Source organism: Streptomyces sp. WM6386 (assembly GCF_000972385.1).
In the GTDB taxonomy this organism is placed as follows: Bacteria; Actinomycetota; Actinomycetes; order Streptomycetales; family Streptomycetaceae; genus Streptomyces.
In genome coordinates this window covers 45,488-57,835 of sequence record NZ_JXTE01000013.1, presented here as the reverse complement: position 1 = coordinate 57,835, position 12,348 = coordinate 45,488, and the positions used below count along the sequence as shown (strand labels likewise).

Annotated in this window: 8 protein-coding genes; 6 read left to right on the top strand and 2 right to left on the bottom strand. The window is 71.1% G+C overall.

Annotated features, from left to right (window positions below; genetic code table 11):
- Window positions 1-25: 25 nt before the first annotated feature.
- The 5 genes from TN53_RS10595 to TN53_RS10575 all read left to right on the top strand — a co-directional run bounded on the left by TN53_RS10595 (window position 26) and on the right by TN53_RS10575 (window position 8,006).
- Window positions 26-1,960: a phosphatase PAP2 family protein gene (locus TN53_RS10595; RefSeq protein WP_046258217.1), complete on the top strand. Its 1,935-nt coding sequence runs from the start codon at window positions 26-28 to the stop codon at window positions 1,958-1,960.
- Window positions 1,961-2,052: 92 nt separating this feature from the next.
- Entirely contained in the window at window positions 2,053-3,735 is a 1,683-nt protein-coding gene (locus TN53_RS10590; RefSeq protein WP_046258216.1) for an ArnT family glycosyltransferase, read from the top strand.
- Window positions 3,736-3,806: 71 nt separating this feature from the next.
- Window positions 3,807-4,730 (top strand): MurR/RpiR family transcriptional regulator, encoded by a 924-nt coding sequence (locus TN53_RS10585; RefSeq protein ID WP_046258215.1) that lies wholly within the window; start codon window positions 3,807-3,809, stop codon window positions 4,728-4,730.
- A gap of 455 nt (window positions 4,731-5,185) precedes the next feature.
- On the top strand, window positions 5,186-5,560 hold the full coding sequence (locus TN53_RS10580) for a hypothetical protein (RefSeq protein ID WP_046258214.1): 375 nt from the start codon (window positions 5,186-5,188) through the stop codon (window positions 5,558-5,560).
- Between the two features lie 76 nt (window positions 5,561-5,636).
- Complete coding sequence (locus TN53_RS10575; protein WP_046258213.1) at window positions 5,637-8,006, top strand: SpoIIE family protein phosphatase; 2,370 nt, start codon at window positions 5,637-5,639, stop codon at window positions 8,004-8,006.
- Window positions 8,007-8,238: 232 nt separating this feature from the next.
- Here the strand turns inward: TN53_RS10575 and TN53_RS10570 are convergent, their stop codons facing one another.
- The gene (locus TN53_RS10570) at window positions 8,239-8,868 is read right to left on the bottom strand and encodes a peptidoglycan-binding domain-containing protein (protein ID WP_046258212.1); all 630 of its coding nucleotides are present in this window, start codon (window positions 8,866-8,868) and stop codon (window positions 8,239-8,241) included.
- A gap of 170 nt (window positions 8,869-9,038) precedes the next feature.
- On the opposite strand from TN53_RS10570, the gene TN53_RS10565 reads away from it, so the two are divergent.
- Window positions 9,039-11,483 (top strand): polysaccharide lyase 8 family protein, encoded by a 2,445-nt coding sequence (locus tag TN53_RS10565; RefSeq protein ID WP_046258211.1) that lies wholly within the window; start codon window positions 9,039-9,041, stop codon window positions 11,481-11,483.
- On the opposite strand, the gene TN53_RS10560 is transcribed toward TN53_RS10565, so the two are convergent.
- The gene (locus TN53_RS10560; protein WP_234441552.1) at window positions 11,470-12,303 is read right to left on the bottom strand and encodes a hypothetical protein; all 834 of its coding nucleotides are present in this window, start codon (window positions 12,301-12,303) and stop codon (window positions 11,470-11,472) included. The two genes, TN53_RS10565 and TN53_RS10560, sit on opposite strands and share 14 nt — an antisense overlap.
- Window positions 12,304-12,348: the final 45 nt, after the last annotated feature.

The window sequence follows — 12,348 nt, the reverse complement described above, 5'->3', positions numbered from 1 at the left end:
CGAAGAACTCAAGAGAGGCAGCAGCATGCCGTCATCCGCCGGGCCCCGCTCCACGTCGTCGGTCAGTGAACTCGCCCTGAACAGAAGGGGGTTCCTGAGGACCTCCATCGGTGTCTCGGCCGGCGTCCTGGCCGCGCCCACCTTCGCCTCGTGGCTCGGAGCCGCGGACGCGAAAGCCGCCACCGGTGCCGCCGCGTTCGTCGACGACTACAAGACCAACATCACGGCGAACCAGACCGCCGAGACCAACGCGGTGCTGCGGATCCTCGGCGGCTTCGCCGAGATATGGAAGACCGGCGCCGCCTGGAACACCGGCACGCCGCTGCTGCCCGAGATCCTGCGCGCCAACATGCGCTACTGCGCCCGCATCACGCAGGCACGCACCGAGGCGCAGGCCAAGGAGGCGTTCGTCTACGACCGCCAGCACCAGAGCTACGCGATGATCGGCGCGCTCGGCCCGCTCGCCGACCTGTACAGGTCGGGTGCCAAGGCGGTCACGTCGATCACCAGCGCGCCGGACACCACACCCGCGACCACCATCAGCGACGCCGTCCCGGCCGGCGCGCCCGCGGGGTCCGCGATCGGCGCCGGCTCGTACACCTCGGACCTCGGCCAGGTGGCCAGGCTGGTCGACACCGTGCGCGGCCCGTTCGCCTCCGGCAACCCGGCCAAGTTCGCCTTCCAGTACCCGCGTCCGTGGCGGATGAACGAGGACAGCGAGGTCGTCGACACCGGGAAGACCGACGCGCTCGGCTTCCCCGTGTACGACTCGGACGTGGTCGTCGTGACCCAGCTGCTGCGTCAGCGCGGCACCAACGCGGCCGAGGACGGCGGCTTCCCCAGCGGCCACACCAACGCCTTCCACCTGGCGGCGCTGGCGTTCGCGTACGCCGTTCCCGAGCGGTTCCAGGAGCTGGTGACCCGCGCCTTCGAGCTCAGCCACACCCGGATCATGTCGGGCATGCACTCCACGGTCGACGTCCTCGGCGGCCGCGTCATGGCCACCGCCCTGGCCGCCGCCGCCCTCGCCGACCCGGCCAACGCCGACCTCAAGGCGGCGGCCCGCGCCCAGGCCCTCGCCTACTTCGAGGCGCGGACCGGCTCGACGGCGGACACCCTCTTCGCCTACGCCCACTCGGACACCTCGGACGCGTACGCCGACCGCGACGACAACGCCTGCCTGGTCGAGCCCAAGCTGACGTACGTCCTCACCCGTCGGGGCCGCAGCACACCGCTGACCGTGCCGAAGGGCGCCGAGGTACTGCTGGAGACGCGTCTGCCCTACCTGGACGCCGAGCAGCGGCGCGAGGTGCTGCGCACGACCGCGCTGTCCTCCGGGTACGTCCTGCTGGACGGCTTCGAGCAGTGGGGCCGGCTCAACCTCTTCGCCGCGGCGGACGGTTACGGCTCCTTCGACACCGATGTGACCGTCGCGCTCGACGCCTCGGCCGGCGGTTTCGGCGGGGCCGACACCTGGCGCAACGACATCGACGGCGACGGCTCCCTGACCAAGCGCGGCACCGGCACCCTCACCCTGACCGGCCACAACCGGTACACGGGCGGCACCGTGGTGCGCGAGGGCGTCCTGTCCGCCGCCTCGGCGCACGCCCTCGGCCACGGCGACGTGCGGGTGTCGGGCGGCACTCTGCGGGTGGCGACCAAGTCGTCGGTACAGATCCACGGGACGTACGCCCAGGAGTCCTCGACGCTCGACGTGACGCTGTGTTCGGGCCGCGGCCCTGCCCTGGAGGTGACGCGGCGCGCGGTGCTCGGCGCGGGCAGCGTGCTGTCGCTGCGGCTCGACGCCGACAGGCCGCCGGCGGCCGGGAGCGTGGTGCGCGTGCTCGGCGCCGCGGGACTGCGCGGCCGGTTCGACCGGGTGGAGCTGAACTCCGACACGCTGCGGGCCGTACCCGTCTACACGGCGGAAGGTCTGTCGGTACGACTCCTGAAGCGGTGACGCCCTGAGGGGCGGGAGCTGATGCAGAGTAGGCGCATGAGGCGCCCTCGCATCGCTCCCGCCCCCGCGCGGCCCACGTCATCGCGGGGCGGATGATGGCGCGCGAACTGCACCCGGTCCTCGAACCGGAGACGCCCCCCGAAGTACCCGCCCCGCGGCCGGCAAGACGGTCGGGCAGGCCCTGGCTCGTGCCGCTCCTCGTCGTGCTGCTGCTCGCCCAGATGGCCTTCGCCATGGTGACCACCGCCGTTCAGCAGACACCGACCATCGACGAGCCCGTGTACGTGGGCACCGCCGCCGACTCCCTGCACGAGCACGAGATCCGCTACAACCCCGAACACCCGCCCCTGGGAAAGCTCGTCATAGCGGTAGGGGTGGCTCTCGCCGAGCCGCGCTACGACCCCTCCTTCAGCGGCGATCAGGGGCAGGTCGGGCGGCATCTGCTGTACGAGGCCGGCAACGACCCCTGGCAGGTGATGCTGTGGGCCCGGCTGCCGGTGATCGTGCTGACGCTGGCGTTCGGGCTGGTGGTCCTCGCCTTCGCCCGTGAACTCGTCGGCCGGGCGGGCGGGGTCGTGGCGCTCGCCCTGTACGGCTTCTCCCCCGACGTGATCGCGCACGGCTCCCTTGCCACTCTCGACGTGCCCACGGCCGGTTTCCTGCTGACGTCGGTGTGGCTGCTGTGGCGGGCGCGTCGACGGCCGCGGCTGTACGTACCGCTCGCCGGGGTGGCCGCCGGCGCGGCGCTGGCGACGAAGATGAGCGCGCTGGCAGCCGTTCCGGTGCTGCTGGCACTCGCCGCCTGGTCGGTGTGGCGCCACGACTCCCACGACTCCCACGACCGCCGCAGGGCGCCGGCGCGGGCGGCCGCTGCGGCGGGTGTCGTGGCGGTGGTCGCGATCGCCGTCGTATGGCTCTCCTACCTGGTGGTGGATCCGCGGCTGCGCTGGAGTCCGCAGCAGCATGTGCCCGTCGTGCACGGTCTGCGGGCTCTGCTCGTCGATCTGATGCCGTTCCCGGAGGCCTACCGGGACGGGATGCGGGTGCAGTTCGGCTTCGAGAACCATCCGTGGCAGGGCTTCCTGTTCGGACGGCTCTACACCGGCTCCCTCTGGTACTACCTGCCGGCCGCGCTCCTGGTGAAGACCCCGCTCGGCATGCTCGCCCTGTGGGCAGCCGGTGCCGTCGCGGTCGTGGCGGTACGACGGTTGCGGCCCGCGGCGCCCTATCTGCTGGCCCCCACCGCCGTGCTGCTCGCCGCGGCCATGACCGGCTCCCGGGACTTCGGCACCCGGTACGCCGTGTTCGTGCCGATGTTCCTGGCGGTGGCGGCGGCCGGTGTGCTCGCGGTACGACGGCGGTGGGCCGGTGTCGCGGCGGGGGCGCTGGTGCTGTTCGTCGCGGTCAGCTCGCTGCGTACGTTCCCCTACTATCTGCCGTACTCCAACGAGGCGTTCGGCGGGCCGGCCAAGACGCATCTGCGGCTGCACGACTCCAACGTGGACTGGGGCCAGGATCTGGGCCGCCTCGCCGACCGGCTGCGCGAGCAGTATCCGGCGGAGCGGATCTGGCTCGTCTACAAGGGCAGTGGTGTGCCGTCGTACTACGGCATCGACGCATCCGATCCGCGCGGGGTTCCCCTGGACGACGTGCACGGACTGCTGGTGGTGTCGGACTCCTCGGTCGCCAAGGCCACGAGCCGACTGGCCGAGTTGATCGACAGCAGTCGCTCGATCGATCAAGTCGGTCACTCGATCACGATCTATCGACGGTGACCGTACAACCCCTGGTCACAACAGTGTGTGGGCTATGTTGAGGCACTGTGGAAGACAAAGGAGGCGCACCGGTGCCATCGCCGCAGCAGGCACGCGCACAGGCATCCGCGATCACCTCGGGCAAGTCGGTTCCGGAGGCCGAGGCCTCCCCGACCTCCCAGCTCAGGGCCCTCTTCGACCGGCCCCGACTCTCCCCGGGGCAGCGCCGTATCGCCCAGTACCTGATCGAGCACATCACCGAGGCGGCCTTCCTTTCGATCACCGATCTCGCCGAGCGGGTGGGCGTGAGCCAGCCGTCGGTGACACGGTTCGCCGCGGCGGTGGGCTTCAGCGGTTACCCCGCGCTGCGGGAGAAGCTCCAGTCGATCGCGCTGGGCACCCTGGCGGGGGGTCCGGCGGCGGCGGAGGAGAACAGCGGCAACGAGTTGCAGGCCGCGGTCGACGCCGAGATCGAGAACCTGGAGAACCTGCGGCGTGACTTCGCCGACCCCGACCAACTCATCGCCCTCGGCCGCAAGCTGTCGCAGTCGACCCCGCTGACCGTGCTCGGGGTGCGCATCTCGGTGTCGCTGGCGGAGTACTTCGCCTACGCCGCACGCCGTGTCCATCCCGACGTACGGCTGGTGACCCTGGGCGGCAGCGTCGCCTACGACGCACTCCTGCAGTCGCGCGAGGCGGGCGGCACCTGGGTGCTGGCGTTCTCGATGCCCCGGCATGCGCAGGAGACCCTCACGGCCGTGCGGGTCGCGCGCAGCGCGGGGCTGCGCGTCGCCCTCATCACGGACCTGGCGCTCGGTCCGGTCGCCGACGAGGCGGACATCGTCTTCGCCACCGGCACCGGCTCCCGCCTGGTCTTCGACTCCTACGCCGCCCCCGGGGTGATGGCCGCCGCACTGCTCCAGGCCATGACCGACGCCGACCCCGAGCGGACCCAGGCGCGGCTCGAGGAGTACGAGCACATCTCCGACCAGCACCAGTTCTTCCTGCGCGACTGACGCGGCGGGCGACACCGCCCCTCCGGCCCTCTCCGGCCACACCCGACGAACCACATCACAAAGGGATCAACCGTCTCATTTCACGCATGAATGTTTTCATACGTCTTGCAAACCGGACGGCATATATAAATACTGCTCACGGATCGCCCCGGGCCGCTCCCGGGACACGTTCCGCACCCCCGTCCCCACCCCTCGCAACAGCCCGCAGAAAGCAGACGGTCCGCCCATGCGCACGCCGCACCACCCGCCGCGCAGGCACCGTCCGCCTTCCGGGCCCCTGCGCGAACACCCGAAGCCGCCGCCACCTACCCGCGACGGCGCCTCGGGTGTTCGGTCGGGCATCGCCTCGGCGAGCGCCCGCGGCGGCCCCGGTCATCCCCTAGGCCGGGGCCGCCCATACCCGTCGGACCACCCCTCCTGACGCCGCACACCCGGAAGAGATGGCCATGACTCCCATGACTCTGACGACCACGCGCATCAGCCCGGACTGGCCCTGCCAGGTCAAGACCCCCGGCAGCTACGACTGGGAGCGCTCGGCGGCCAAGTGGCTGCGCGAACTGGTGCCGGCACGCTACGCCAGCTACCCGGCGCTGATCCGCCACCCCGTGCTGCTGGCCCGGCATGCGCAGATCCAGGTCCAGCAGGAGATCCGGGTCGCCCGCACCGCCCTCCAGACCGCCCGCGCCGACCTTCCGGGGCTCGGTCTGCCCGAGTCGGTCATCGAACACACGATCAAGCTGTACGCGGCGGAGGTCCTCCAGCTGCAGCACATCGCCCGCAGCGTACGGGCAGTTTCCCAGGCTCTCGTCGAGCACAACGCCGGACGCTGACCAGGGCGCACTTTCGAGTGAAACCGGTCCTGACAAGGCGGCAATCGCACCGGGCTCCGTGTGCGATGCTCGTCGCGTGACGAGCGAGCCCGCCGGCCCAGCGGAGTCCGGTGCCCCGGACACGGTCGCGCTGGCCAAGATCGTCGCCCGCCAGCGTGCCGAGATGGACCGGCTGCGCGACCAGGCGGCGACCTCGGCTGTCGTGGAACGGGCCAAGGGCGCCGTGATGGCACTGACCGGGTGCTCCCCGGACGCCGCCGGCGAGGAACTGCTGCAGCGTGCCAAGGCGGCGCACCACACGCTCCTGGAGGAGTGCTGGATCACCCTCGGCGGCCTGGCCCCACAGGCCCCGACCGCCGCCTCCGCGGACGCGCCGGAACAGGACGCCGTAGTCCACGCCTTCCCGGTCGCGGAGGCCGGCGGCCCCCGTGACCTCGGACGCCTCGGCCGGGCCCTCGTCCGTGTCGGCACCCCGCAGGATCTCGCCCGGTGCCTGCTCGAGCATCTGTCGAGCACGGAGGCGGACGCGGTGATGATCTTCGCCCGGCTGCCGGCCGGGGGCCTCGAACTGGTCGGGCACGCCGGCATCGACGAGACCCTGGCCGCCCAGTGGCGCCAGGTGCCGCCGCTGAGCGGGATCGCCGCGCTCGACGCGCTCCGGGACGGGCAGCCGCGCTGGCTGGAGGACGTCGAGACGGACCGCGAGCGGTACCTGCTCATCGGGGACCCGCCGGAGCGCTGGCTGTCCCGCGCCTGGCTGCCCGTGGTCACCAGGGACCGCGCCGACGTCTGCATCGGGGTCCTGCGCGCCCCCGGCGGACGGTTCACGCCGGCCGTCCGGGAGCATCTGCTCGCCGTCGCCCGGCTGTGCGCCGGACGGCTGCGCGCCTTCGATCCGCGCCGGGAACCGTCCTCCGACGCCGCCGTGGACGCCGTACAGACGGTGTTCGACGCGCTGCCGGGGTCGACCATGCTGCTCGCCCCGTTGCGTGCCCCGTCCGGTGAGGTCGAGGACTACCGCATCGAGGCCGCGACCGAGGAGACCTTCGACGCCTTCGGCCGCACCGGCCGGGACCTGCTCGGTCTGCGACTGCTGGAGTGCTTCCCCTCCCTCGCGGGCGAGCCGCTGTGGGAGGGGTGCCGGCACACGCTGACCACCGGGGAGGCGTACGACGGAGAGCCGTTCGCGCAGCAGGCGGTGGTGGCGGGCGTCGCGGAACTGTCCACCTACACCGTGCGGGTCACACGGCTGGGCAGCGGACTGGCCGTCAGCTGGCTGCGGCACGACTCCTCCGACCGGCAGGAGCAGCGGCTGGCGGACGTCCAGCGGCTGGGGAACCTGGGCTGGGCGAACTGGAACCTGATCACGCACGACGTCAGCTGGTCGTCGCAGGTCTACACCGTGCTCGACCGGGATCCCGCGGCCGGTCCGGTGCGTCTGGCCGCACTGCGGGACCTGGCGGTGCCCGAGGACGCACCCGCCCTGACCCACGCCGTCGGCGAACTCTTGCGCCGGGGCAGGCCGTGCGCCATGCCGTTCCGGATCAGGGCCACGGACGGGATCCGGCATCTGCGGATCGTCGCCGAGACGGTCACCGACGTCCACGGCACACCCGTCGAGGTGCACGGTTTCCTCCAGGACCTGACCGCGCAACGCAGCGCCGAACTGGCCCTCGTCGAGAGCGAGCAGGCGATCGTGACCCAGCACGACGTCCTGCGCGCCGAACGCACGCTGGCCGCCCGGCTCCAGCACGCGCTGCTGCCCCTGCCCACCCGGCCCGTACAGCCGGCCGGACTGGAGGTCGAGGTCGCCTATCTGCCCGCACAGTCCGGGATCCATGTCGGCGGCGACTGGTTCAGCGCCATCGAACTGCCCGACGGAGACGCCCTGTTCGTGGTCGGTGACGTCGCCGGGCACGGCATCGACGCCGTCGCGACCATGGCCCAGCTCCGCTTCACCGCCAAGGGCATGGTCATCACGGGCTCGTCGCTGACCGGCGCGCTCGCCCGGCTCAACACCCTGCTGCTCCACTCCCGTGACACCCACGGCACGGCCACCATGGTCCTGGCCCGCTACAACCCCGACGGGCACCGCCTGGTGTGGGCGCAGGCCGGGCATCCCGCGCCACTGCTGCTGCGCGCCGGCGAGGCCCGCTATCTGGACCGGCCGGGGGGCATGCTCCTCGGGGCGAGCTCCCACCCGCACTTCCAGGAGGCCGAGTGCGTGCTGGAACCGGGCGACCGGCTCCTGCTCTACACGGACGGGCTGGTCGAGCGCCCCTCGGAGGGCATCGACCGGGGCTTCAAGCGGCTCGCCGACGCCTTGGTGACCCATCACGGCAACGAGTCCGGCTCCCTGGGGCCGATGCTGGCGGACCTGCTGGAGGGTGAACGGCGGGACGACGTGTGTGTCGTCGACATCCGGGTGCCGTTCAGCAACTTCTAGGGCCCGCATCCCTTCCTCGTCCCGGGGGCGGCTTCACTCGTCGCCGCGATGCCGCCAGTACCACAACGCGCCGACGACGAGGGCCAGCAGGAAGACGGCGGGCAGTACGAGGCCCGGAATGCGGGAGGCGCTCATCGGCATGGCTCTCGGGTCGGACGGGTGCGTCCATCGTGAGGCCCGTCGGCCCGTGGTCCGGTGTTCTTTCTCCTTGTGTTATCCGGCGTTCGAGAGTTCAGCCCGTACGGGACTCCAGTGCGAGCCGGGTGTCGTCGCCGTAGACGCCGCTCTCGTCGCCCCGGATGCCGTACCAGACCTGGAAGCGGGCCACGGCCTCGGTGAGGACGGGGTCGTAGGTCCCGCTGGTGGAGCCGTTCGCGTAGACGTCGGGGATGCGCAGCAGGCGTTGCTGGAGGTCGGTCACCTCGGGGCCGCTGGCGCCCTCGCGCAGGGTGCCGGGCCCGTCGGGGTCGGTGGCGGCGGGGGTGGTCGCGGCGGAGGGGGTGGGAACGGCGGACGGCGGAGGTGCCGCGGTGGCGTCGCCGCGGCCCGGCAGCAGGAGGGCGCAGCCGAAGCCGATGAGTGCCGCCGCGCTCACGCCGACCACGACGGCGGCGCGGCGCAGACCGGGGCCGGAGCCGAAGGGGCGGGGACCGTCGTAGGCGGGGACGGGTGGCAGTTCCTGTGTCTCGTCCTCGGAGCCGGACAGCCGTCGGGGCATCACCACGGACTCGTAGCGGGCGCTCTCCTGCGGCACTTCCCTGAAGAGTTCCGCCAGGGCATCGGTGCGCCGCGGGCGCAGCACCCGGATCGGTTCCAGGGGCGGGGGGTCCTGCTGCTGACCGCGCTCGGGCGGTGTCGGCATCTCGCTCTCCTTCCGTCCCGTAGCCAGGGGTCGGGCCCGTCCCCTCGCGGAGTGATACGCGGCCGCGGCCCGGTGAGTTCAGCGGATCCATCCACCAGCAAACGATCGATACGCTCAGCTTGGTGTGAGCTATTGAGCGTTTGATCGATGGCGTGCTAGAAAGCGCCGTCATGACGACTCGTTGGTCACGCCGCGGCTTTCTGGCCGCAAGCACCGGTACCGCTGTTGCTGTCGGTCTCCCCGCACAGTCGAGCGCTGTCCCCGCGTCCGCCCTCCAGGCCGCGGAGACGGACGAGTTCACGACGCTGCGAGCGAAGTGGCGCACCCTGCTCCTCGGCGAGGGGTTCAGTCCCACCGTCGAGCCCTTCAAGAGCCGGCTCACCGAACTGGGTACCACCGCGGCCCAGTTGCAGTCCTCCATGACTCCCGTAACCGGTTCGCTGTGGCCGGATCTGGTGTACGCGGATCCCGAGCCCGACACCGACCAGGAGTCGTACGGCTACTCGGGCAACATGAACGCGAGTTACAACCGGCTGAGCACGCTCGCGCAGGCCTACCGCCAGCAGGGCACGGGGCTGACCGGCGACACGAGCCTGAGGACGGCGATCCTCACCGGCCTCGACCACCTGCACTCCGAGGTCTACAACGCCGGCCGGACCCGCTACGGCAACTGGTACAGCTGGCAGATCGGCGCACCGCAGGCCCTGCTCGACGTGTGCGTGCTGATGTACGACCAGCTGTCGGCGGCACAGATCACCGACTACGTCGCCGCCGTGGACCACTTCGTGCCCGACTCGGCCGTCGCGAACTACACCGGCACCAGCACCGGGGCCAACCGCGTCGACCTGTGCCGGGTGCTGGCGCTGCGCGGCATCGTCGGCGGTTCGTCCGCGAAGGTCGCGCTGGCCCGCGACGCCCTCTCCCCCGTCTTCCCGTACGTGAGCGGCGGCGACGGTCTCTACACCGACGGCTCGTTCATCCAGCACACGACCGTTCCGTACACCGGCTCGTACGGTTCGGTCATGCTCGGCGGCCTCGGGATGCTGTTCGCGCTGCTCACCGGGTCGAGCTGGGCGGTGACCGACACGAACCGGCAGATCGTGTTCGACGCCGTGGAGAACGCGTGGGCGCCCTTCGTCTACAACGGGCTCGTGATGGACGGGGTGTCCGGCCGGGCGATCAGCCGGGGCCTGTCCGCGACCGACACGAAACAGCTTCAGCACAACGACCACCTGCGCGGTCATCCGATCCTCGCGTCGATCGTGCTCCTCGGACAGGGCGCGAGCAGCACGGAGAACGCCCGCTGGCGCGGCCTGGTCAAAGGCTGGATGCAGCGCGACTACTACAGCCCGCCGATGAGCAACCCCGCACTCGGCCTGACAAGTCTGGCCCGGCTCAAGGACGTCCTGGACGACACGTCCGTCACCGCGATCGCCGAGCCGACCGCCCACCGCCTGTTCACCAACATGGCACGGGCCACGCATCGCAGACCCGGCTGGGCCGCGTCGATCAGCATGGCCGACCGGCGCATCACCTACTACGAGACCGGCAACGGCGAGAACCTGCGCGGCTGGCACACCGGTTCCGGAATGCTCTACTGGTGGGGCGACACCTACGCCAACGGCCAGTACAGCGACGCCTTCTGGCCCACCGTCGACCCGTACCGGCTGCCCGGCACGACCGCCTCGCGCCGGGTGCTCGCGGACGCGGCCGGCGGCGACTGGGGCGCCTCCCTGCCGGATGTGAACTGGGTGGGCGGCGCCACGGACGGACAGCGGGCCGCGATCGGCCAGTACCTCAAGGGCCTTCAGTCCACGCTCCTGGCGAAGAAGTCGTGGTTCTGTCTGGACGACTCGATCCTGTGTCTCGGCGCCGGGATCAAGTGCACCGACGGCACGACCGTGGAGTCGACGATCGAGAACCGCAACCTCGGCCCCACCGGCAGCCACTCCTTCACCGTCGACGGCACCGTCAAGCCGGCCGTCTACCCCTGGTCCGAGACGCTCACCGGCGCGACCTGGGCGCATCTCGGCGGCATGGGCGGCTATGTCTTCCCCGGCGGCGCGACCGTCCAGGCACTGCGCGACTCGCGCGAGGGCACCTGGAGCGCCGTCAACAGGGGTGGCTCCACGACGGTCCTCAACCGCAAGTACCTGACGCTGTACGTCGACCACGGCACCGACCCGACGAACGGCACCTACGCCTATCTCCTCATGCCGGGCGCCACGGCCGCCCGGACCCAGGCGCGGGCCGCCGCCACGACCTGGCTCACCGTCCTCGCCAACACCGACGACCAGCAGGGCGTCTTTGTGCCCTCGCTGGGCTTCACCGGCGTCAACTTCTGGTTCGGCGGCACGGTCGGGAGCCTCGTCGCGAGCGATGCGTGCTCCGTGATGATCACAGAGAAGAGCGACGGCACCGCGGTGATCTGTGTCAGCGATCCGAAGCGGATGAACACGGGCCTCACCCTCACCTGGAACCGGGCGGTGTCCGCGGTGGTGTCGAAGCCGTCCACGGTGACCTCGGCGACCACGGGATCCGCACTTCAGCTGGTCTTCGGCGACATGACCACGCTGTCCGGTGCCACCCAGAGGATCACCGTCAGGCTGGGGTGAGTCCCTGTGCCCCGAGGAACCGGTGCAGGGACGCCGTCATCGCCGCCACGAAGGCGTCCCTGCCGCCGTCGCTCAGCGCGTCCAGGGACAGATAGGGGTTCAGGTCCTCCAGCTCGACGAGCAGCAGCTTGCCACCGGGCGCACGGCAGGCGTCGACGCGCTGGATACCGTGGTCGATGGCGTTCCAGTCGATGAACCGGCGGGCGAACCCGAGGTCGTCGTCGGTGGGTTCGTACGGTTCCAGCTGCCAGCGCCGGTCAGGATGCGGCGCGTACAACGCGTACTGGAAGTCGTGGTCGACGAAATAGAAGGACACCTCGTAGGCGAAGTCGACGCACGGCTGGACGAGGACGCCCTCGCCTACGAGGTCGCGCACACGGTCGCCGGTCACGATCTGCAGACCCATCGAGTCGGCACCGAGCTTCGGCTTGACGACGTACCGGTCCGTCTGGGGCAACCGGTGCAGGTCGTCGACGCTGTCGACCGTGGGGATCACGGGGTACCCCGCCGCGCTCAGGTCGAGCAGATACTGCTTGCCCGCCATGTCGGCCTTGCCGGACAGAGGGTTGTAGACGCGGGCCCCGGTCGCGGTCGCCCGCTCGCGGAAGGCGTCGTAGGCGTCCTGATAAGTGAGGACGGGCCCGCTGTTGCGGACGACGACGGCGTCGAAGGCGTCCATCAACGCCGCCGCGTCCCGCGGGTCGCACAGGGCGAGGTCGAAGTCCTCGCGCAGCCGTGAGGTGAGGAAGATGTCCTCGTCGCAGTACCGGCGCCCGCGAGCCTCGTAGGCCAGGTCGGTGACGTACAGGATGCGGGGCATGCGGGTCTCCTCGGCGGCTACGGGCGAGGGGCGATCGTATGCGGC